At 68.8% G+C, this 20,865-nt stretch carries 24 protein-coding genes; 16 read left to right on the forward strand and 8 right to left on the reverse strand.

Going from position 1 to position 20,865, the window contains the following annotated elements; genetic code table 11:
- Nucleotides 1–294: 294 nt before the first annotated feature.
- Together OHB24_RS06740 and OHB24_RS06745 are read left to right on the forward strand one after the other, a co-directional pair.
- Nucleotides 295–687 carry a hypothetical protein gene (locus OHB24_RS06740; protein WP_327638068.1) on the forward strand — a complete coding sequence of 131 codons (393 nt, stop codon included), beginning with the start codon at nucleotides 295–297 and terminating at the stop codon, nucleotides 685–687.
- A gap of 10 nt (nucleotides 688–697) precedes the next feature.
- Entirely contained in the window at nucleotides 698–853 is a 156-nt protein-coding gene (locus OHB24_RS06745; protein ID WP_327638069.1) for a hypothetical protein, read from the forward strand.
- A 39-nt stretch (nucleotides 854–892) separates the two neighbouring features.
- On the opposite strand, the gene OHB24_RS06750 is transcribed toward OHB24_RS06745, so the two are convergent.
- The gene (locus tag OHB24_RS06750) at nucleotides 893–1,591 is read right to left on the reverse strand and encodes a demethylmenaquinone methyltransferase (protein ID WP_327638070.1); all 699 of its coding nucleotides are present in this window, start codon (nucleotides 1,589–1,591) and stop codon (nucleotides 893–895) included.
- Between the two features lie 59 nt (nucleotides 1,592–1,650).
- Here OHB24_RS06750 and OHB24_RS06755 point away from each other — a divergent pair, with 59 nt between their 5' ends.
- From OHB24_RS06755 to OHB24_RS06780, 6 genes are all read left to right on the forward strand, one after another.
- Nucleotides 1,651–2,931 (forward strand): isochorismate synthase, encoded by a 1,281-nt coding sequence (locus tag OHB24_RS06755; protein WP_327638071.1) that lies wholly within the window; start codon nucleotides 1,651–1,653, stop codon nucleotides 2,929–2,931.
- 1 nt (nucleotide 2,932) lies between these two features.
- The gene (locus OHB24_RS06760; RefSeq protein WP_327638072.1) at nucleotides 2,933–3,547 is read left to right on the forward strand and encodes an MBL fold metallo-hydrolase; all 615 of its coding nucleotides are present in this window, start codon (nucleotides 2,933–2,935) and stop codon (nucleotides 3,545–3,547) included.
- Nucleotides 3,548–3,614: 67 nt separating this feature from the next.
- The gene (locus OHB24_RS06765; protein ID WP_327638073.1) at nucleotides 3,615–4,523 is read left to right on the forward strand and encodes an ABC transporter ATP-binding protein; all 909 of its coding nucleotides are present in this window, start codon (nucleotides 3,615–3,617) and stop codon (nucleotides 4,521–4,523) included.
- Nucleotides 4,520–5,287: an ABC transporter permease gene (locus tag OHB24_RS06770; RefSeq protein ID WP_327638074.1), complete on the forward strand. Its 768-nt coding sequence runs from the start codon at nucleotides 4,520–4,522 to the stop codon at nucleotides 5,285–5,287. The genes OHB24_RS06765 and OHB24_RS06770 overlap by 4 nt, the downstream gene beginning before the upstream one ends.
- 22 nt (nucleotides 5,288–5,309) lie before the next feature.
- A complete protein-coding gene (locus OHB24_RS06775) occupies nucleotides 5,310–6,491 on the forward strand; it encodes a sensor histidine kinase (protein WP_327638075.1) in 1,182 nt (393 codons plus the stop codon).
- Nucleotides 6,470–7,117: a response regulator transcription factor gene (locus OHB24_RS06780; protein ID WP_327638076.1), complete on the forward strand. Its 648-nt coding sequence runs from the start codon at nucleotides 6,470–6,472 to the stop codon at nucleotides 7,115–7,117. Before OHB24_RS06775 ends, OHB24_RS06780 begins: the two co-directional genes overlap by 22 nt.
- On the opposite strand, the gene OHB24_RS06785 is transcribed toward OHB24_RS06780, so the two are convergent.
- Nucleotides 7,110–7,931, reverse strand: coding sequence for a GNAT family N-acetyltransferase (locus OHB24_RS06785; protein ID WP_327638077.1), 822 nt, complete (start codon nucleotides 7,929–7,931; stop codon nucleotides 7,110–7,112). The two genes, OHB24_RS06780 and OHB24_RS06785, sit on opposite strands and share 8 nt — an antisense overlap.
- 55 nt (nucleotides 7,932–7,986) lie before the next feature.
- Here OHB24_RS06785 and OHB24_RS06790 point away from each other — a divergent pair, with 55 nt between their 5' ends.
- From OHB24_RS06790 to mptB, 4 genes are all read left to right on the forward strand, one after another.
- Nucleotides 7,987–8,616: a PadR family transcriptional regulator gene (locus OHB24_RS06790; protein ID WP_327638078.1), complete on the forward strand. Its 630-nt coding sequence runs from the start codon at nucleotides 7,987–7,989 to the stop codon at nucleotides 8,614–8,616.
- A gap of 210 nt (nucleotides 8,617–8,826) precedes the next feature.
- Entirely contained in the window at nucleotides 8,827–9,816 is a 990-nt protein-coding gene (locus OHB24_RS06795; RefSeq protein ID WP_327638079.1) for an ABC transporter ATP-binding protein, read from the forward strand.
- Nucleotides 9,813–10,577 carry an ABC transporter permease gene (locus OHB24_RS06800; RefSeq protein WP_327638080.1) on the forward strand — a complete coding sequence of 255 codons (765 nt, stop codon included), beginning with the start codon at nucleotides 9,813–9,815 and terminating at the stop codon, nucleotides 10,575–10,577. The genes OHB24_RS06795 and OHB24_RS06800 overlap by 4 nt, the downstream gene beginning before the upstream one ends.
- A 40-nt stretch (nucleotides 10,578–10,617) precedes the next feature.
- Nucleotides 10,618–12,021, forward strand: coding sequence for a polyprenol phosphomannose-dependent alpha 1,6 mannosyltransferase MptB (gene mptB / locus OHB24_RS06805; RefSeq protein WP_327638081.1), 1,404 nt, complete (start codon nucleotides 10,618–10,620; stop codon nucleotides 12,019–12,021).
- On the opposite strand, the gene menD is transcribed toward mptB, so the two are convergent.
- From menD to menE, 3 genes are read right to left on the reverse strand one after another with little or no spacing between them, the layout of a single operon-like run.
- Nucleotides 12,008–13,648, reverse strand: a complete 1,641-nt coding sequence (gene menD, locus OHB24_RS06810) for a 2-succinyl-5-enolpyruvyl-6-hydroxy-3-cyclohexene-1-carboxylic-acid synthase (RefSeq protein ID WP_327638082.1) — start codon at nucleotides 13,646–13,648, stop codon at nucleotides 12,008–12,010. The genes mptB and menD overlap by 14 nt on opposite strands.
- Nucleotides 13,645–14,571, reverse strand: coding sequence for an o-succinylbenzoate synthase (locus OHB24_RS06815; protein ID WP_327638083.1), 927 nt, complete (start codon nucleotides 14,569–14,571; stop codon nucleotides 13,645–13,647). The genes menD and OHB24_RS06815 overlap by 4 nt, the downstream gene beginning before the upstream one ends.
- Complete coding sequence (gene menE / locus OHB24_RS06820) at nucleotides 14,568–15,659, reverse strand: o-succinylbenzoate--CoA ligase (RefSeq protein ID WP_327638084.1); 1,092 nt, start codon at nucleotides 15,657–15,659, stop codon at nucleotides 14,568–14,570. Before menE ends, OHB24_RS06815 begins: the two co-directional genes overlap by 4 nt.
- Before the next feature lie 62 nt (nucleotides 15,660–15,721).
- Here menE and OHB24_RS06825 point away from each other — a divergent pair, with 62 nt between their 5' ends.
- Nucleotides 15,722–16,594 (forward strand): 1,4-dihydroxy-2-naphthoate polyprenyltransferase, encoded by an 873-nt coding sequence (locus tag OHB24_RS06825; protein WP_327638085.1) that lies wholly within the window; start codon nucleotides 15,722–15,724, stop codon nucleotides 16,592–16,594.
- On the opposite strand, the gene OHB24_RS06830 is transcribed toward OHB24_RS06825, so the two are convergent.
- Nucleotides 16,577–17,761, reverse strand: a complete 1,185-nt coding sequence (locus OHB24_RS06830; RefSeq protein ID WP_327638086.1) for an FAD-dependent monooxygenase — start codon at nucleotides 17,759–17,761, stop codon at nucleotides 16,577–16,579. The two genes, OHB24_RS06825 and OHB24_RS06830, sit on opposite strands and share 18 nt — an antisense overlap.
- 78 nt (nucleotides 17,762–17,839) lie before the next feature.
- On the opposite strand from OHB24_RS06830, the gene OHB24_RS06835 reads away from it, so the two are divergent.
- Complete coding sequence (locus OHB24_RS06835; protein WP_327638087.1) at nucleotides 17,840–18,298, forward strand: MarR family winged helix-turn-helix transcriptional regulator; 459 nt, start codon at nucleotides 17,840–17,842, stop codon at nucleotides 18,296–18,298.
- Nucleotides 18,299–18,435: 137 nt separating this feature from the next.
- Here OHB24_RS06835 and OHB24_RS06840 read toward each other — a convergent pair whose 3' ends face one another.
- Nucleotides 18,436–18,873, reverse strand: coding sequence for an AAA family ATPase (locus OHB24_RS06840; protein ID WP_327638088.1), 438 nt, complete (start codon nucleotides 18,871–18,873; stop codon nucleotides 18,436–18,438).
- A gap of 44 nt (nucleotides 18,874–18,917) precedes the next feature.
- Nucleotides 18,918–20,036, reverse strand: a complete 1,119-nt coding sequence (locus tag OHB24_RS06845) for a PLP-dependent cysteine synthase family protein (RefSeq protein WP_327638089.1) — start codon at nucleotides 20,034–20,036, stop codon at nucleotides 18,918–18,920.
- Between the two features lie 81 nt (nucleotides 20,037–20,117).
- Between OHB24_RS06845 and OHB24_RS06850 the strand changes: the two genes are divergently transcribed.
- Both OHB24_RS06850 and OHB24_RS06855 read left to right on the forward strand, forming a co-directional pair.
- Nucleotides 20,118–20,516 carry a hypothetical protein gene (locus tag OHB24_RS06850; protein ID WP_327638090.1) on the forward strand — a complete coding sequence of 133 codons (399 nt, stop codon included), beginning with the start codon at nucleotides 20,118–20,120 and terminating at the stop codon, nucleotides 20,514–20,516.
- Nucleotides 20,513–20,857, forward strand: coding sequence for a hypothetical protein (locus OHB24_RS06855; RefSeq protein ID WP_327638091.1), 345 nt, complete (start codon nucleotides 20,513–20,515; stop codon nucleotides 20,855–20,857). Before OHB24_RS06850 ends, OHB24_RS06855 begins: the two co-directional genes overlap by 4 nt.
- Nucleotides 20,858–20,865: the final 8 nt, after the last annotated feature.

A 20,865-nucleotide genomic window follows, 5' to 3' on the forward strand; every position in this document is an offset into this window, starting at 1 on the left:
GGCGTGTGCGCTCGTGAAGTTGTTCACGAGCCCCTATCACTCGACAGTCTAGGACTGCCTGACTCGGACACGAAACTCGCCCCAACCCCCTTGCAGGCAAGCCAATTACACGCAACTTTCCTTGCGAAAATCGATCTCTTCACCGCTGCATACCAGTTACCGCACAGGTATGCCGGCCGATTCCAACCTGACAAAAACCCGACAGTCCCACCGGATCCCCTGCCAACGCCGCTTTCCTTGGTCTACGGTCCGTAGCCAATCACCACGCCAACAGCACACGAGGGGGGATCTCGCATGGCCACGTGGGACGAGTTGAGGTCGTACATCCGGATCAACTACAAGGTCGACCAGGACGACGGCAACCTGATCCGGCTGCTGTTCGCCATCGGCGACGACCGCACTCAGATCGTCATCGTCGCGAAGAGCTCCACCGGCGACGGCGCCTCGCAGTTCGCGACCATCGCGTCGCCGTTCGCGGAGGTCGGCGACATCGACATCGAGTCGGCACTCACCGCGATCGCGGAGTACGTCGTCGGCGGTGTCGTCGCCTACGGCCGGACCTACATGGTCCGGCACTCGGTGCCGCTCGAGACGCTCGACCCGGGCGAGTTCGAAGGGCCGCTGCGGATGGTGCTGCACACGGCGGACGCCCTCGAGGCCAAGTTGATCGGCTCGGACAAGTTCTAGGGAGGAACACATGAGCGACTGTGAGAAGTGCCACCGGAGTCTGCAGGACTGCCAGGCATGCAACGGCGGACGGAGCCGCGGCATCGCCGGCACCAAACTGACCTGCTCCAAGTGCAACACCACCGGTCAGGTGTGCTCGGAACACGGCGGGCACTGGAAGCGCTGACGGCGGCGGCCGGGCGGGGACGGCTCCGCCTGGCCGCGATTAACCGGCCTTCACGGCTCGGTGGATGGCGACCAGGCCGCCGGTCAGGTTACGCCACTGGACGCGGGTCCACCCGGCGCCCTCGATCGCCCGGGCCAGCGGCTCCTGGGGCAGCCAGGCGCGCGTCGACTCCGCCAGGTACTCGTACGCCTCGGGGTTGGTCGACACGACCTTCGCCACCGCCGGCACGGCCCGCATCATGTACTCCAGGTACACGACCCGGAACGGCTTCCAGGTGGGGTGCGACTGCTCCAGTACGACGAGCCGCCCGCCGGGGCGGGTCACCCGCAACATCTCCGCCAGGGCGGCCGCGACGTCGTTGACGTTCCGCAGCGCCCAGGAGATCGTCACCACGTCGAACGTGTCGTCGGCGAACGGCAGCCTCAGGGCGTCTCCCGCGACCAGGTCGAGCTCGGGGTGCCGGCGCTTGCCGACCCGGAGCATGCCGACCGAGAAGTCGCAGGACACCACCTCGGCGCCCGCCTCGCGCAGGTTGATGCTGGACGCGCCGGTCCCGGCCGCCAGGTCGAGGATCTTCAGCCCCTTCCGCGGCGCGATCGCGGCCAGCGTCGCGGGCCGCCAGTACAGCTTCTCCAGCCCCATCGTCGCGACCGCGTTGGTCCGGTCGTACCCCTCGGCCACGTTGTCGAACATGGCCGCCACGGCCTGCGGGTCCTTGCTCAGATCTGCGCGCGTCACCTGTCTAGTTGATCACGCGAGGGCAGGTTGCCGGGACGGGAGGCATACGCTTGCATCTCGTGAGTGCATCTCCAGGTAGCCGTGCGGCCCTCGCGACCCGAGGCCCCGCACCGCAGTTGGTGGTTCGCAGCCAGGCGGTGGACGGGGTCTCGCAGCATCTGCTGGACCATCTGCCGGACGAGGGCGGACTCGCGTGGGTACGGCGGGGCGACGGCCACGTCGGCTGGGGCGTCGCCGCCCGGCTGGACGTTGCTGGTGGCAACCGCTTCCAGGAGGCCATGACCTGGTGGCAGGAGCTGACGTCGGCCGCGGTGGTCCGCGACGAGGTCGGCGTACCGGGCTCCGGGTTGATCTGCTTCGGGTCGTTCGGGTTCACCGACCAGGATCCGGGTGAGCTGGTGGTCCCTGACGTGATCGTCGGCCGCCGCGGCGACACCACCTGGGTGACGACAGTCTCGCCGGCGAGTTCGCTGGGCGGGCCGCCCGAGCTGGTCGTCCACGAGCCGTCTCCGGTGTACGACGTGACCTTCGCGGACGGCGCGCGGACCGGGACGGACTGGTCGAGCATCGTCGCCGACGCGGTCCGCCGGATCACCGCCGGCGAGCTCGACAAGGTGGTGCTGGCCCGCGACCTGATCGCGATCGCCGCGCAGCCGATCGATCTGCGCTGGCCGCTGCACCGGCTCGCGACGGCGTACCCGAACTGCTGGACGTTCTCCGTCGACGGCCTGATCGGCGCCACCCCGGAGCTGCTGGTACGCCGGGAGAAGGGCCTGATCACGTCCCGCGTGCTGGCCGGGACCATCCGCCGTACCGGCGACGACGAGCACGACCTGGCGCTGGCCGCGTCGCTGGCCCGGTCGTCGAAGGACCTCGAGGAGCACGAGTTCGCGGTCCGCTCGGTGGCCGAGGCGCTCGAGCCGCACTGTACGTCGATGAACGTGCCGGAGACCCCGTTCGTGCTGCACCTGCCGAACGTGATGCACCTGGCCACCGACGTCGCCGGCGTCGCGAACAACGGAGCGTCCGCGCTCGGACTGGCTGCCGCCCTGCACCCGTCCGCGGCCGTCTGCGGTACGCCGACGCCGGTCGCGCGGGACCTGATCGGTGAGATCGAGGGCATGCACCGCGGCCGGTTCAGCGGACCGGTCGGATGGATGGACGCGGCCGGCGACGGCGAGTGGTGCATCGCGCTGCGCTGCGGCCAGGCAGACCCGGAGGAGCCGCGCCGGATGCGCCTGTTCGCGGGGGCCGGCATCGTCGCGGGTTCCGACCCGGACGCCGAACTGGCCGAAACGAACGCCAAGCTGGTGCCGATGAGAGACGCGTTGGGAGACTGAGTTGAGGCTTACCAAGTTCGCACATGCCTGTGTCCGCCTGGAGAAGGACGGGAAGGTGCTGCTGATCGACCCAGGCACGTTCTCCGAGGACGCAGCCTTCGAGAAGGCCGACGCGGTACTGGTCACGCACGAACACCCAGATCACGTCGACGTCGAGCGGCTGCGCGGTTTGCAGGTGCCGGTCTTCACCACCGCCGGTGTCGCGGCTCAGCTGAACGACGAGCGGGTCACGGTGGTGTCGGACGGTCAGTCGTTCGACGCGGCAGGCTTCGCGGTCCGTGCCTACGGCAAGGATCACGCGGTGATCCTGCCCGAGCTCGGCGTACCGTGCGAGAACATCGGCTACCTGGTCGACGACGCGATCTACCACCCGGGCGACTCGTTCACCCAGCCGGACCGCGAGGTGCACACCAACCTGGTGCCGATCTCCGGCCCGTGGTTCTCGGTGGCGCCGGGGGTCGAGTACGCGCGGTCGGTCAAGGCTGAGCAGACCGTGGGCATCCACAACGCCCTGCTCAGCGACATCGGCCTCGGCATGATGGAGCGCTGGATCGGCGAGGCCGGCGGTCGCCCGTACCACGGCCTGGCCTCCGGTCAGTCCCTGGAGATCAACTGACAGATGTCACCGGTTTCGGTGACATCCACACGCCGCGGGTAGCCGCGACGGCCCGATCCTGGTTCGTATGGACGAATCAGCGGTCATCCGGGTCGAGCGGCTCACCCGGCGGTACGGCGGCCGGCCCGGGTACGAGGCCGTTCGCGGCGTCGACTTCTCGGTCCGCCGCGGTGAGCTCTTCGCGTTGCTCGGCACCAACGGCGCCGGGAAGACCTCCACGCTGGAGGTGCTGGAAGGGCTCGCACAACCGACTTCCGGAACGGTCCGGGTGCTCGGCCACGATCCGTACCGCGATCGGCGGAAGGTTCGGCCGCGGACCGGGATCATGTTGCAGGACAGCGGTTTCGCCGCCGACCTGACCGTCGCCGAAACCGCGAGAATGTGGGCCGGAACGCTCACCCGGCCGCGTCCGGTCCGCGAGGTGCTCGAGCTCGTCGAACTGACCGCCCGGGCGAACGTCCGGATCCGGCAACTGTCCGGCGGCGAACGGCAACGGCTGAACCTGGCCCTGGCGATTGCCGGCAGGCCGGACCTGTTGTTCCTCGACGAGCCGACCGCCGGTCTCGATCCGGAGAACCGGAAACGCACCTGGCAGCTAATCGCTCACCTGTTGGATGCCGGTACGACGGTGTTGCTGACCACCCACTACCTGGCCGAGGCGGCCGAACTGGCGGACCGGCTCGCGATCCTGCACCACGGCCGGATCGTCGGCCTCGGTACGCCGGCCCAACTCGCCGCGACCCGTCCGGCGCGAATCTCGTTCCGGTTCCCGGCGGGCGTCGGCGTACCGGACTTCCCCGGAGTAGTTGCCTCGGTCAACGGACAGTACGCCGTACTCGCGGCGGACGACCTGCAGACGACCCTCGGCCTGGTCCTCGGCTGGGCCGGCCGGAACGACCTCCGGCTCGACGATCTCACCGCCCGCCCGGCATCCCTGGAGGAAGCGTTTCTCGCCATCGCCGAGTCCGCGGCATGACCTCCCTGGCGTGGTCGGAAGCGTTGCTACTCCGGCGGAATCCCCTGGCTTTGCTGATCGCCTTCGGCCTGCCCATCGGTACTGTCCTCGGTCTGCGTTCGACACCCGAGCTGACCGAGATCATCGGCGCGGATGCCGGTGCTGCGATCGTCACCGCGGTGGCGGCCGTGAGCCTGAATCTCTTTGTGTACTACCACTTGGTGACCGCGCTGGTCGCTCGGCGGGAGGACCTAGTCCTGAAGCGTTTGCGCACGGGAGAGACGAGCGATCTGCAGATCCTGGCCGCCACAGCAGCTCCTTCCGTTGCGATCGCCTGGATCCAGATCGGCGGAGTCGGCGTGCTCGGCGCCATCGCCTTCGACCTGCGGGTGCCGGTCAATCCGCTGCTGGTCGTCGCGGCCATCGTTCTCGGCACGCTCGTCTTCGTGTTCCTGGCGGCTGCCACCACACCGCTGACTCGCAGCGTGGAGCTGGCGCAGGTGACGACGACCCCGATGCTGTTCGTCCCGCTCGCGCTCAGCGGTCTCTACCTGCCGCTCTCCGATCTGCCCGAACCCTTGGCACAGCTCGGCCGGGTACTGCCGCTCACTCCGGTGGTGGATCTGCTGCGGCTCGGCCTGTCGGGGACGACCTCGGACGGGAGCACTGTCGGCGTCGGCGGCTCGTTCGAGGCCGCCGTACCCGCAGTGCTTCTGTTGCTGGCCTGGGTGACGGTTGCCGCGTCGGCGACGTACCGCTGGTTCCGCTGGGAGCCGCGGCGATGACGGACGTGACAGTCTGACCTCCATGGTGTCCGTCCGGCGTTGGTGGGGTGAGCGGAGCCGAGCCGAGCGCTTCGACGTCAGCCTCCGCTGGCCGCTGTACGGGCTCGCGGGCGCTGAGCCGCTGCTGGCCGTGCTGTTCGTCATCGGCGAGCCACAAGTCCGGGCGGTCGGAGCAGCGGTCTTCATCCTCGTGTGCCTCGCGCACACCGCGGCCGCGGTCAGCGTGCTCCGGGCCGGTATCGGCGCTTACCTCGGCGGACCACGTCCGGTTGCTCGTCCTCTGGCGATCGCGGTCGGGCTCACCGTGATCGGCGTACTGGCCGGCGACCTCGCGTTCCCGCGCTTCGCCTGGTTTTCGGGCGACTCGGATGCCGCTCAGGCGGTGTTCATGCTGCTGGGCGGATTTCTGACGCTGGCTGTCGCGCCGCTGTTCCGCATCGGCGCGCTGCTCGGTGGCGTGTTGGCCGGCGGAATTGTGGTGGCCGCTCTGTCCGGCTCGGTGCAGGCGGGGGGCGTCTACGCCTATCTGGTCGGTCTGATCGCCATCACCTACCGCGTGTCGGTCTGGACACTCGGTCTCGGCTGGGAGATCGACCGCTCCCGGGCGGTCGCCGCGCAACTCGCGATCGCCGAGGAGCGGCTGCGCTTCGCGCGCGATCTGCACGACACCCTCGGCCGGAACCTGTCGCTGGTCGCGGTGCAGAGCGAGTTGGCCGCGGCCCTCGCGGCGCGCGGCGACGAACACGCCGGCGAGCAGATGCTCGAGGTACGGCGGATCGCGCACGAATCGCTCCGCGAGCTGCGGGCGGTGGTCGGTGGGTACCGCAGTACCGGCCTCGACTCGGAGCTGGCGGGCGCACAGTCCGTACTGCGCTCGGCGGGGATCAGCTGCCGGGTGGTCGGCGACGGCTCGGGGTTGCCGCCCGCGACCCAGGTCGCGCTCGGCTGGGTCGTCCGCGAAGCCACCACCAACGTCATCCGCCACAGCAACGCCACCACCTGCAAGATCGAGCTGGAGGTCACCCCGGAGGCATCGATCCTCCGAGTGCACAATGACGGTGTGAACTCGCCATCCGCACCCGCGATCGGTGGGGCCGGGCTGGCTGGTCTGCGTGAGCGCCTGGCGGAGGTGGGTGGGACATTGACCGTCGAGGAGCCGCCGGGGCAGTTCGTCCTGGCGGCGTGGCTGCCGGCGGCCCGATGATCCGGCTCCTGCTCGCCGACGACGAGAACCTGATCCGTACGGCGCTCGCGGCACTGCTCTCGCTCGAGGACGACCTCGACGTCGTCGCCCAGGCGGCCTCCGCAGACGAAGCGCTCGCGATGGCGCGGCGCCATCAGCCGGATGTCGCGGTGCTCGACCTCCAGATGCCTGGACTCCCACCACCGGCGACCGGCGTCGGCGGGATCGGCGTGGTCGAGGCACTCCGAAAGGACCTGCCTGGCTGCGCCTGCCTGATCGTCACCGGCCACGGCCGGCCCGGACACCTGAAACAGGCCCTGGCCGCCGGCGTCCGTGGTTTCGTCCCGAAGACGGTCTCGGCCGGCGTCCTCGCCGACGTCATCCGCACGATCCACCGCGGCGGCCGGTACGTCGACCCAGAGCTCGCCGCCGAGGCGATCAGCGCGGGCGACAATCCGCTCACCCCGCGCGAGGTCGAGGTCCTCGAACACGCCGCCGACGGCGCCCCGGTCGAGCAGGTCGCCCGCCGCGCCTCCCTCTCCCCCGGCACCGTCCGCAACTACCTGTCCTCGGCCGCCACCAAACTCGGCACCTCGAACCGCCACGAGTCAGTCCAACTCGCCCGCACCCACGGCTGGATCAACTGAACTTCGCCTCCACAAAATCGGCCACCGGACGGTAGCCCGCCTCGTAGTAGATCTTGTTGGAGGTCGGATTCGAGAGATCGGTGAACAGGCAGGCCTGGTTGCCGTCGGCAAGAATCATCGCCGTCACGTGACTGGTCAGCGCACCGGCGTACCCGTGTCGGCGCCGCTCCGGGGGCGTGTAGACCGGACCGACCCGGCTGACGCCGAAGACCGGCTGATGGAAGCCGGCCATGCTCACCGGCTCGCCGTCGACCTCCCAGATCAGCATGCTGTCGTGCTCCAGGTGCCGTTCGGCCCACTCGCGGTGTCCGATGGTCAGCTCTTCGGCGAACCCGTCCTTGCCCCAGGCGCCGACCAGGTCGACCTCATCCGCGGCCATCCGTCGCGGACCGCCGGCGTCGGCCCCGAGCGGCGTGAGCTCGATCAGCTTGTGCAACCGGGTGCCACGTACCACTGTCGCGCGACCGCCACGGTGCTCACACCACCGCTCACCGAACCTCGTGACGACAGGCCGATCCCCCGCAACGCCGGGAACCTCCGGCAGTACGTCGGCAAGCGCGTCGGCGACCGACTCCGCGAAGTCCTCGCGCAGCGCACCGAGATACACGTACCGCCCGGCCGTACGCATCGCGACGCCGACCACATCCGGGTCATGGACGGAGACGTAGTACGACGGCTCGGTCTCACTCATCCTGCCGCTCGCCCGCTCGTGGACGACGGTCATGACGAGATTGTTCAGCACCGGATCCCGTTGCAGAAAAGGAAACACGGTCCGCTCGAAGACCTGTGGATCACTCGTCACACGGACATCCATGCCCGGAGCGTACGCCTGCGGCGCGCAACCGGTCGCCCGGATTTACACTGCGAGCATGTCCACCACGCGGTTGTTGCTGCTCGGGGTCGTGCGGATCTTTCAGCCGGCGTACGGGTACCAGCTGCGGCGTGAGTTGCTGACGTGGAACGTGGAGGCGTGGGCGAACGTCAACCCCGGCTCGATCTACACCGGGCTGCGCACGCTGTCCAAGCACGGGTACCTCCAGGAACTCGAGCAGGACGGCGCACATCGCCCCGGGCGTACGTCGTACAAGCTGACCGCGGACGGCGAGACGGAGTACTTCTCGTTGCTGCGCGGCATGCTGTGGACGGTCGACGGGTTCCACCCCGACAAGATGCAGGCCACGATCAGCTTCATGTGGTCACTGCGCCGCGACGAGGTGATCGCCGCGCTGGAGGCCCGGATCAGCCAGCTGGAGTCCTGGCTGAAGGCCGGGCCGTACTCCGAACGCCACATCCTCGAGGACCCGGCCACCCCGAACCACGTGGTCGAGATGTTCCGGATCACCAACGCCCGCGACAGCGGCGAGCTCCGGTGGACCCACGAGTTCCTCGACCGGATCCGCGCCGGCGCCTACGCCTTCGCCGGCGAACCCGCCGACTGGAATCCCCACCCCGGCATGCTCACCCACTGGGGCGAGATCCCCGACGCCCCCACCTCCTAACCCCCACCCCACCCCCTCGCGCGACCACTCCCTCGCGGCGCCCACACTCGCGGCGCCCACACTCCGCGGCGCCACGCTCCGCTGCCCCAACTTTGAGAAGCCACCGATCATTTCGCGAGCACGAAAGTGGTCGGTGGCTTCTCAAAGTTGGGGTTGGAGGGGCGATAATCAAGATTGACCAGTCAATGTTGATTAGTCAGACTGGCCCGCATGATGATCGAAGCTCGCGGGCTGGTGCGGACGTTCAAGACGAAGCGGGGACCTGTCCAGGCGGTACAGGGAGTTGACCTTGATGTGGCCGACGGGGAGATCGTCGGCTTTCTCGGGCCCAACGGGGCCGGTAAGACCACGACACTGCGGATGCTGGCGACGCTGATCCAGCCGACGGCGGGGACCGCGACGGTGGCCGGATGCGATCTCGCGAAGAACCCGGTCGGCGTCCGCCGCCGCATCGGGTACGTGCCACAGAGTGGGTCCACGCTGCCCGAGGCGATCGCCGGCGACGAGGTCGTCGATCACGCCCGGCTGTACGGCGTTCCGAAGGCGAAGGCGATCGCGGAAGGGCAGCGCCTGTTCGAGGAGCTCGACCTCCCCGGCCTCTGGCGCCGCCAGTGCAAGACGCTGTCCGGCGGGCAGCGCCGGCGCCTCGACATCGTGATGGGCCTGATCCACGACCCGAAGCTGATCTTCCTGGACGAGCCGACCACGGGCCTCGACCCGCAGGCGCGCGCCAACCTCTGGGAGCACATCCGCGGCCTCCGCGACCGCGGCGCGACGATCTTCCTGACCACGCACTACCTGGACGAGGCGGACGCGCTCTGCGACCGGATCCTGGTCATCGACCACGGCAAGATCGTCGCCTCGGGGACGCCGGAGAACCTGAAGCAGCAGGTCTCCGGGGACGCCGTCCGGCTGAGTATCGCGGACACCTCCCAGGCGCCGGCGGTGATGAAGATCGTCCGCGAACTGGAGGGTGCGGTCGACGTCGAGACCGAGGACTCCGTGGTCGGTTTCCGGATCCCGCGCGGCGGCTCGGTGCTGCCGGCGCTGCTCCGCTCGATCGATGCCCAGGGCATCGAGCTGCACGGCGTCGAGGTCCATCGGCCGACGCTCGACGACGTGTTCCTGACCATGACCGGCCGCTCCCTCCGCGACGAGGACACCACCGGGACCGAAGAGAAGAAGGAGAGCGCGGCGTGACCGTCCTGCGTGAGACCTGGATCGTTTTCCATCGCCAGATGCGGCTGTCGCTGCGGAACCCGATGTGGTCGATCCTGATGCTCAGCCAGCCGTTGATGTACCTGTTCCTGTTCGGCCCGCTACTGAAGCCGATCACCGCCCAGATCAGCCAGGGCGCCACCACGAACGCCTACCAGGTGTTCATTCCCGGCCTGATCGTGCAGCTCGGCATGTTCGGCGCGATGTTCGTCGGCTTCGGCCTGATCGCGGAGTACCGGGCCGGCGTGATCGAGGCCGACCGCGTCACCCCGGCGTCCCGTATCGCGCTGATGGCAGGGCGAGTATTGCGGGATGTCGTCGTACTCGTGGTCCAGTCGGTCCTCCTGCTGCTCGCAGCACTGCCGCTGGGACTGCGTGCCCCGTGGGCCGGCGTACTGCTCTCGCTGGTGATCGTCGCGCTCCTCGGCGCCACGTTCGCCTCCCTGTCGTACTCCGTCGCGCTCATCACCAAGAGCGAGGACGCACTGGCACCGCTGCTGAACGGCATCGCCATGCCGCTCCTGCTGCTGTCCGGCATCCTGCTGCCGATGCAGATCGGTCCGACGTGGCTGCAGCGGCTGTCCGACATCAGCCCGCTGAAGCACGTGGTCAACGGCGTCCGCGCCCTGTTCCGCGGCGACATCACCAGCTCGTCGTCGCTCTGGGGCCTGTTCTGGGTGGTCCTGCTGACCGTCATCGGCCTGGCCGTCGGCGCAAGAACGTTCCGCAAGGAATCCGCTTGATGTTCATCGACGCGTTGCATGGCTGGGCTACGGTCCGGCCATGCGCTCGCCGATGGTCCGTGGGGTCGTCGGTGCTGTCGTAGTCGCGCTGGCGAGCCTGGTGACGTCGGTGGTGCCGGAGTCGTCCTGGGTCGCCCCCATCCCGCTGCGCCACTCGTTGACCGGCCGGATGGTCGGGTTGACGTTCATGGTCGCTGGGCTCGGGCTGATGGCCTGGGCCTGGCTGACCGTGGGCAAGCGCGTCATAGCCGGCGAACGCCTCCCACTGCTCCGTATGACGGCGTGCTGGAGCGCACCGCTCTTGCTGGCACCGCCTCTGTTCAGCCGGGACGCCTGGAGCTACGCGGCCCAGGGCGCTTTGGTCGCCGAGGGCTACAACCCGTACGACGTGGGTCCCGGCGTACTGTCGGGCCACATCGTCGAGGCCGTCGACCCGATGTGGATGCAGACCCCTGCACCGTATGGTCCCCTGCCGCTCGCGTACGGCGGTCTGGTCGCCCACCTCACCATGGACCCGTACGTGCTGATGCTGGCGCACCGCCTCCTCGCCGTACTCGGCATAGTCCTCATCGCCTGGGCCGTACCGCGCTTGGCGACCGCATGTCGCGTCGACCCGGCGTTCGCCACCTGGCTGGTCGTACTGAACCCCATGCTGATCACCCACGGCATCGGCGCGGCCCACAACGACGTACTGATGCTCGGACTCGCCTGCAGCGCGTTCGCACTGGCACTGACTGGTCACTGGGGTACGGCGGCAGTCGTGGCCGGTGCAGCGGCTGCAGTGAAGCTCCCGGGTGGACTGGTCGTGATCGCCATCGCTGCAGTCATGAGCCCACTGGCCGGACGGGTGCTCCGGTTGGCCAGTCTGGTGATTGCGGGCGCGGTGTCGGTGCTGACGCTCGTCACCATCGGTGCACTGACCGGTGTGGGCTCCGGGTGGCTCGGTGCGCTCGACGTACCCGGGCTGGTCCGTTCACCGTTCTCCATAGCCAACCTGATCGGTATGGCGGCGTCCGGCGTACTCGGCTGGCTAGGAGAGGACACTGCGGCCGCACAGGCGCTGCAGATCGTCCGCCTGGTCGGAATGGTCGCCGCACTCGCTCTGATCGCCTGGCTGAGTCTCCGCTCGTCGATCCACTACGCAGCAAGGGCTGTCGGTGTCGCACTGCTCGCGGTCGTCGTACTCGGGCCGAGCGCGCACGACTGGTACTTCCTCTGGTGCCTGCCGTTCCTGGCCGTCGCGCGCCCCGGACGGCGGCTGACCACGATCATCACCGCGGTCAGCCTGATCTTCACGATCGCCGCGCCCCTCAACTCGTCACTGCGCGGCGCGACGATCCCGATCCTCACGACGACCGCGCTGGTCATCGCGATGGCCGTGCCACTGCTCAGCCACCTCCGGACGCTGCAGCCGGCGCGGAAGGTCCCTGTTACAGCTGCTTGAGCGCCGCGACCATCGCCGCGCCCAGCGGCCGGTGGTCGTCCCGGGAGATCCGCACCTCGACCACATCCAGGCCGGCGACCGTGCGCGTCAACGCGACCCGCAACTCGTCAACGGTCTCCACCAGCGTGTACGCCGTACCGCTGGCCGCGCACAGTGCGCCCAGGTCCACGTTGTGCGGCGTACCGAAGATGCGCTCGAAGTGCGTCGCATGGGTCGGATCGCCTTGCTCCAGCGTGGAGAAGATGCCGCCGCCGTTGTCGTTCACGACCACGATCCGCAGGTCGGGCCGTGCCTCGTCTGGCCCGATGACGAGCCCGTTGCTGTCGTGCAGGAAGGCCAGATCGCCGATCAGCGCGTGGGTCGGGCCGGCGTTCGCGAGGGCGGCGCCGATCGCGGTCGAGATCGTGCCGTCGATACCGGCCAGGCCGCGGTTCGCGATCGTGCGGATCGGGACGATCGGGGCGAGGTCGAGGTCGCGGATCGGGTTCGAGGAGGCGACCACGAGCATGCCGTCGGCGCCGACCGCCTCGCCGACGAGGGCCGCGACGCGCGGTCCGCTGAGGCCGTCCGCGAGGACCTTGTCGAGCTCCGGGCGGGCGAGCTGGTCGGCGTGCTGCCATCGGGCGAGCCAGTCGGTCTGGTCGGCCTCGGTGACCTCGAGCGCGGTGACTACGGAGGCGGCGCGGCGGGCCGGATCCGGCCACAGCCCGGTCGGCGCGACCACCACGACCTCGACGTCGGGCCGGGCCAGCAGCTTCGAGATCGGACGGGACAGCGTCGGGTGCCCGAACACCAGCACCCGCTCGATCTCGCCCGCCAATGTGCTTGCCTGCAGCAACAACCGGTACGCCGAGATCACCGACGGCCCGATCCGGGCCCGGCTGGACGGCTCCGCGAACAACGGCCACTGTCCGGCTTCTGCCGCCAACCGCGCGGACTGCGATGCGCCGTCACCGGCGACGACCACTGTCTTCGGTCCGGGCGACACAGCGGCCGGACGGCCCGCTGCTGCGTGAATGGAGGTCCATGGGCCGGTGCTGCGTCCGGCCAGCGACTCGGGCCACTCCGGCCCCTCTGTCGGGACCAGTGGCTCCGACAACGGACAGTTGAGCTGCACTGGTCCCGGGTCGGCGGAGCGGGCTCCTACTGCCGTAGCCACAGCTCTCGCGACCTGCGAGCGCCAGTACGCGACCTGACCGATCTCACGGACCGGTGTGCCCATTTCGTGGAACAGGCGGACCGCAGAGCCGAACACCTTGATCTGGTCGGTCGTCTGGTTCGCACCGCTACCTCTCAGGGCAGGTGGCCGGTCTGCGCTCAGCACGATCAGCGGGAGCCCGCTGTGCGACGCCTCCAACACAGCCGGGTGCAGGTTCGCTACCGCCGTACCTGACGTGGTCACCACGGGTACAGGTAGGCCGCTGCCTCGCATCAGGCCGATGGCCAGGAATCCCGCCGTCCGCTCGTCGATCCGCACATGCAGTCTCAGCCGACCCTCTCGGTCGGCGGCTGCGAGTGCCAGGGCCAGTGGGGCGCTGCGGGAGCCGGGCGACACCACGGCCTCGCGTACACCGCAGCGGATCAGTTCGTCGACCACCACAGTCGCAAAAGCCGTGGACGGGTTCATCCGGCACTCCTTACTCGGGACAGGCGCTCTTCCCACACCCTTGTCCGGTCCGCGTCCGCACGCGCGGCTTCCAGCAGCTGGGGATCCGGTACGACGCTCCGGACCGGCAGAAACCCGTTGATGGGCAGCAGAGGCTCGGCGACCACGTCTTGAGTGAACATCGAGACTGTGGCGAGACCGCAGGCGTAGGGCAGTTCTGGAAGCGCAGCGGCGAGTGCGACGCCAGCAGCGATACCTACTGAGGTCTCCAGAGCAGAGGACACCACCACAGGCAGTCCGATCTGCTCAGCGATCTCCAGGCACGCGCGGACGCCACCGATCGGCTGCACCTTCAGCACGGCGATGTCCGCGGCATCGAGCTTCTTGACCCGCAGCGGGTCTTCGGCATGGCGGATCGACTCGTCAGCCGCAACAGGTACGTCGGTACGTCGCCGTACCTCGGCCAGCTCCTCCACAGTCGCGCACGGCTGCTCGACGTACTCCAGGTCGAACCGCTGCAACTGCTTCAGGTTCTGCACTGCCTGGTCCACCGACCACAGCCCATTGGCGTCGATGCGCACCTGTCCGCCGCCGATCGCGTCCCGTACCGCTTCGACGCGCTCCAGGTCGTCAGCGAGCGTCTGTCCCGGCTCGGCCACCTTCACCTTCGCCGTACTGCAGCCGGACGCTCTCACGATCTCTGCGGCTCTCTCGGGTCCAATGGCCGGCACTGTGCAGTTGACGGGCACGCGGTCGCGGACCGGTGCCGGCCAGCCGTCCTCAGCCGCCTCCCGTGCCGCCCGCAGCCAGGACACACAGGTGGCGTCGTCGTAGTCCAGGAACGGGCTCCACTCGGCCCAGCCCGCAGGACCTTCGTACAGCATCCCCTCGCGCACCGTGATGCCACGGAACTTGTTCTTGAGGCCGATCGAGTACGTGATCACCGCACGCCCTCCAGCAACCGCTGCCGGTCCACCTTGCCCGAGGCAAGCATCGGCAACGCCTGCAGCTGTACGACGTCCTTCGGGGCCCACGTCCGCGGGAGGGTCTGACTGACCCAGTCCCTGAGCTCATCGCGCGCCGGCTCACCTACTACGAACGCGACCACACGCGTCCCCCACTCGGCGTCCGGAACGCCAAGTACTACAGCGTCCGTGAGCTTCGGATGCTCGAGCAGCCGCGCCTGTACGGTCGTCAGCGTGACGTTCACTCCGCCGGAGATCACCACGTCGTCCACGCGACCGATGACGCGCAGCCGACCGTCCACGAGCTCGCCGCGATCCTGCGTACGGAACCACCCGTCCTGCAGTACTTCCGCAGTGAGCTCGGGCCGCAGCCTGTACCCGGAGAAGAGCGTGCTCCCCTTGATGAGGATGCGTCCGTCGTCCAGGTCGATCGACGTACCGTCCAGCGGCACACCGGCGTACACACAACCGCTTCCTGTCTCGGTCATCCCGTACGCCGGGATCGCGTTGACGCCGGCCTCCGCGGCCCTGACCTTCAACGGCTCGGGTGTGGACGCACCGCCGATGATGATCGCGTCGAACGACCGCAGCGCGTCCAGATCCGTCTCGAGATAACGCGCCAGCTGCGTCGGCACCATCGCCGTGTAGCGCCGTACGCCGGTCAGCTCCAGCGCTGCCGCCGTGAAGTTGTCGGTCAGCAGCACAGGCGTCGTACCGGCGACCAGTGAGCGCGTGAGGATCTGCAGGCCACCCACGAAGTACGGCTTCATCGGGAGCAACCACTGCCCGGGGCCGCCGAGCCGGTCGTGCGTGGCGGTCGCCGACGCGATCAGCGCCTCCCGCGACAGCAGCACGCCCTTGGGCTCGCCGGAGGACCCGGAGGTAGTCAGCACCACCGCACAGCCGTCCTCGACCGGCTCGTCCGGCTTGGCCGCGTCGTGCACCCGTGCAGCGGCGGCGGGGTCGCTCGGCACCGGTGCAAACGGCGTACCGCTGCCGTCCAGCACCCCGGCGAGCGCCGCCAACACCCCGTCCGGCGTCCCCGGAACCAGTCGCAACCTAGACATGACACACCGAGCGTACGGCCCGCCTCCGGACGCCCGGCTCCCGGCTGACACAATCGATGGTCATGGCCACCCCTGCCCAGTGGATCGAAGGCGCCCGCCCCCGAACCCTGCCCGCCGCGATCTCCCCCGTTCTCGTCGGAACCGGTGCGGCCGCGTACCTGGACGGCTTCGTCTGGTGGAAGGCGCTCCTCGCCCTCGGCGTCGCGCTGGCCCTGCAGATCGGCGTCAACTACGCCAACGACTACAGCGACGGTATCCGCGGCACCGACGAGAACAGGGTCGGCCCGCTCCGCCTGGTCGGCTCCAAGGTCGCCACGCCGCGAGCAGTCAAGACCGCCGCCTTCACCTGCCTAGGCATCGGCGCGGCGCTGGGCATCGTGCTGTCCGCAACGACCACGTGGTGGCTCCTCGTCGTCGGGGCGGCGTCGCTGCTCGGCGCCTGGTTCTACACCGGCGGCAAGAAGCCGTACGGCTACCGGGCACTCGGTGAAGTCAGCGTGTTCCTCTTCTTCGGCCTGGTCGCCGTCCTCGGTACGACGTACGCCCAAGCGGAAACACTGCACTGGTCGGCCGTCGCCGGCGCTGTCTCGGTCGGCGCGATCGCCTGCGCTCTCCTGGTCGCCAACAACCTCCGCGACATCCCGACCGACTCGGTCACCGGCAAGCGCACCCTCGCCGTAGTCCTCGGCGCCGCGCTCTCCCGCCGCTTCTACGCCGCGCTGATCGCGCTGGCCTTCCTCCTCGCGGCGGTCTCCGTCATCGCCACCCCGTGGACCCTCCTGGCCTTCATCGCACTGCCGTTGGCCGTGAAGTCGACCCGGATCATCCTCAGCGACGCGGTCGGCCCTGCACTCATCCCCGTACTGAAGTTCACCGGCCTCACTGAACTCCTTTACGCCATTGGGCTTGGCGTGGGGCTAGCGCTGGGCAGCTGAGCCGTACCCCGGCAGGTCCAGCGCGGTGTGGGCTTCGTGGCGTTGGGCGCTGGCCGGGGTTCCTGATCGGAGAGCGGCGTTGCGGGCGTCGATGAGCTCCTGGGTTTCCGGAGCCATTGAGCTGCGGCCGTTCTCGACGAGGGCCTGGTTCTGTTCGACGAAGCCGCGGATCCGCTGCTCGTAGGCGGTGAACGCGGTCGCGTGGTCGGCGTACGTCGCCAACTCGCCGGCCAGGACGTACGCGCCGACCAGCGCGACACTCGACCCCTGGCCGGACAGGAACGACGTCGCGTGTGCCGCGTCGCCGGCCAACGCGACCCGCCCGCGGGACCATGTCGGCATGTGGATCTGGCTGACCACGTCGAAGAACATGTCGTCCGCTTCGCCCATGGCCTGCACCAGCCGCGGCACATGCCAGCTCTGCTCCGGGAACTTGGCGGCAACCAGTTCGCGCTGGGCCTGCGGGTTGCGGAAAGCGTCGTACGGCGGCTCCTCCTGGCGGAACGTGAGAAAGCCGTGCACGTCCTGGTCCGGCTCCTGGGCGTAGAAGACGGCAGCGCGGCCCGGCACGTTCCAGACGACGCCCTCGCGCGAGAGCCCGAAGTCGTTGGGCAGGGTGAAGCCGGCGAAGGCGTAGCCGATGTACCGGTGGAACTGCTCCTCCGGGCCGAAGACGAGCCGGCGGGTGTTGGAGTGCAGGCCGTCGGCGCCGATGACCAGGTCGAAGGTGCGCGCTGTGCCGCTCGCGAAGACGACATCGACATGGTCACCGCGATCGTCCAGCGTCGCGATCGAGTCGTCGAAGAGGAACTCGACGCGGTCCTTGATCGGGGCGTAGAGCGCGTCGGCCAGGTCACCTCGGCGTACCTCGAGATCCAGGCCCTCCGCACCGCCGGTCAGCGACTCGGGCTGAATCGCGGCGATCGGCGTCCCGTCGGGGTCGACGAACGAGATCCTGCGGGTGCCGACGTGCGCCTTCTGCAGGCGCGGCAGCAACCCCATGCGGTCGACGACCTCGCGGGCGGTGCCGCGGATGTCGATCGGGTACCCGCCGCCGCGGATCACCCCCGACTTCTCCACCACGGTCACCTCGAACCCGTAGCGATCGAGCCAGTAGGCCAGGGCGGGGCCGGCGATGCTGGCGCCGGAGATCAGCACAGTGGTCATGATGGAGATCCCTTCCAGAAGTATGTACCTTAGGTATCTAGTTGCTCCAGCATAAACATACCTAAGGTAGGTAATCAAGTGACCGCTGACTCTCCTGACGAACTGGCGTTGCTGCCGCGCCTTGCTCAGCTGAGTACGGCGATGAACCGCGGCCGCCTCGCCCAGCAGGCGACAGAGGCGACCGGGCTGCCCCTGGACCGCCCGGCGATATCGATCCTGCTGACCCTGTCGATGGCCGACGGCGCACTCCGCGTCGGCGAGATCGCCGACCGCATGCAGGTCGTCGGCCCCCACGTCACCCGGCAGGTGCAGGCCCTCGAACAACGCGGCCTGGTCCGCCGGGTAGCCGACCCCAACGACCGCCGAGCCAGCCTGATAGAAGCCACCGAATCCGGCACCGAAGCCGCCAACCGCTACACCACGACCATCGTCGACTGGTTCCGCGAAGTAGTAGCCGACTGGCCCGCCCAGGACCGCACCGACCTAGGCCGCCTCCTCGCCAAACTAGCCGACGACATAACCGCCCGCCTGCCCTGACCCCGCACCGACGAACGCCCAGGAAACGGCGGGGTTGAACAGCAAATAACCTGTTCAACCCCACCACCACGCTGGCTACCGCACCAGAACAGCCCCGGCGACGAAGGCCACGCTGTGGGCGACGGCCTCCCGGAGCTCTAGGTCAGACCCTCGATGGTGTTGGCGAGGGTGGTTACTGGTTGTTGGGTGTCCAGTTCGAGGGTTGCGCCGGCGCGGAGTAGCGGTTCTACGGTTTGGGCGTAGTGGGCTATTTCGGCTTGTTGTGCTGGGGTTTGGCCGTACGGGTTGTTCGTACGGCGGCTCACGCGCTCGATGAGGATGTCGAGCGGGGCGGTGAGGAGTACGACGTGGTCGAAGCGGTCGTAGAACTTGCCCTGGTTCTCGACCGTTCCCGAGACGATCACGTCCGGGTGCTGAGCGAGCAGCTCACTCATGCGCTGCTCGTGCCAGGTGCCGTCGGGCCGGGTCCAACCGTCGTAGTCGGTGTCGACGGTACGCCGACCTCGTCGAGCGAGCTCCTCCAGAAGAGTCGTCTTCCCGGCCCCCGACATCCCAGTCACCAAGACCCGACCCATGCCCCGCACCGTACCAACCGAGCAGACGCCACAGTCCGCGGGAGCTACTCGGGTTCGGTCCAGTGGCCGGTGGTGGCGAAGGTTTCGAGGGTGGTGGCGTAGGGGGTGATGTCGATGCCGCTGGTGCGGAGCCAAGCGTCGTCGTAGTAGGTGTTGCCGTAGCGCTCGCCGCTGTCGCAGAGGAGGGTGACGATGCTGCCGCGGGCGCCCGTACGGCGCATTTCGGCGGCCAGGCGTAGCGAGCCCCACAGGTTGGTGCCGGTGGAGCCGCCGACGAGGCGGCCGGTGACGCGGGAGCAGAAGCGCATCGCGGCGATCGAGGCGGCGTCGGGGATCGAGATCATCCTGTCGACGACGCCGAGCACGAAGGAAGGTTCGACGCGCGGGCGGCCGATGCCTTCGATGCGGGACGGGCGGCCGGTGGAGAACTCGTGGTCGCCGGCTTCGAAGGCCGGGAAGAACGCCGAGTTCTCCGGGTCCACCACGGCGACCGAGGTGTCGTACCGCTGGTAGCGGACGTACCGCCCGATAGTGGCCGACGTGCCGCCGGTCCCGGCGCCGACCACGACCCAGGTCGGGATCGGATGCTGCTCGAGCGAGAGCTGACCGAAGATCGACTCGGCGATGTTGTTGTTGCCCCGCCAGTCGGTCGCGCGTTCGGCGTACGTGAACTGGTCCATGTAGTGGCCGCCGGTCTCGTCGGCCAGGCGCTTGGCCTCGCCGTAGATCTGGCCGGAGCGTTCGACGAAGTGGCAGCGGCCGCCGTAGAACTCGATCAGCTCGACCTTCTCGGGGCTCGTCGAGGCCGGCATGACCGCGACGAACGGGAGGCCGAGCAGGCGGGCGAAGTACGCCTCGCTGACCGCGGTGGAGCCGCTGGACGCCTCGATGACCGTGGTGCCTTCGTGGATCCAGCCGTTGCAGAGGGCGTACAGGAACAGGGACCGGGCGAGCCGGTGCTTGAGCGAGCCGGTGGGGTGCACGGACTCGTCCTTGAGGTACAGGTCCACACCGGAACCCTCCGGCATCGGGAACACGTGCAGATGCGTGTCCGCGCTCCGGTTCGCGTCGGCGTCCACGATCCGGATCGCCTCGGACACCCAGGCGCGCGCCTTCTCGTCCCGGCGATCGACCTCACGGCATACCCCGTCAACCTCACTCATGCGGGCCAGGCTAGGACGTCAAACCCGATTTGAGTATTCCTACGCTCTGCAACCGTCTCTCCGGCGGCGAGGATCAGTCGCATGTTCGAACTCCCTGACTGGTTCGTCGCGCTGATGATCGCGACTCTGGCGGTATGCGGCGCCGTCCCGGCGAGCGGCCCGCTCGCGGTGGTCGGCTACCTCCGGGGCGGCCGCCACCGCCTCTTGAACGGGTTCTGGTACTGGGCGTGGAGCACCGCGCTGTCGACCGCGATCATGGCCGCCTGCGCCTACCTGGACATCTTCTGGTGCGCGGCGGTCCTCGACTGGACGCTGCTCTGGCTGCTCGCCTGGTTCCTGATGCCCCGCGCCCAGCGGGACCGGATCCTGCACCGCCGAACCTTCCAGCCGACGCCGTACGTCGTGCCCCAACCGATGCCCCAACCGATGCCGATGCAGCAGCCGCTGCACGCCCAGCAGTACGCCGGGTGGCCCCGATGATCCCGCTCGGCGCCGTCGAGTTCACGCCGGCCGACATCGCGCTGCTCCTCGCGATCCTCACCTTCGGGTCGATCATCCTGGCCCTGCCGGCCACCCTCACGCTCGCCTGGGTCGGCTACCGCCGCGGGACCCTGAGAAAGGCCGGGAACGCCCTCGGCTACTGGCTCGGCGGTACGGCGCTCTCCGTCGCAACGACCGCGGTGGCCGGAGCCCACATCGGCTGGTTCGCCGTACCGATCGGCTGGATCCCCACGTTGTTGCTCGCTGTAGCGCTCAACCCGCGCAGGAAGGAAGGAACGAGAAAGACTGAGGTGGAGGGGCCGACCCCGAACGCGAGCTAGGTTGGGAG

This window comes from Kribbella sp. NBC_00482 (assembly GCF_036013725.1).
Taxonomy (GTDB): domain Bacteria; phylum Actinomycetota; class Actinomycetes; order Propionibacteriales; family Kribbellaceae; genus Kribbella.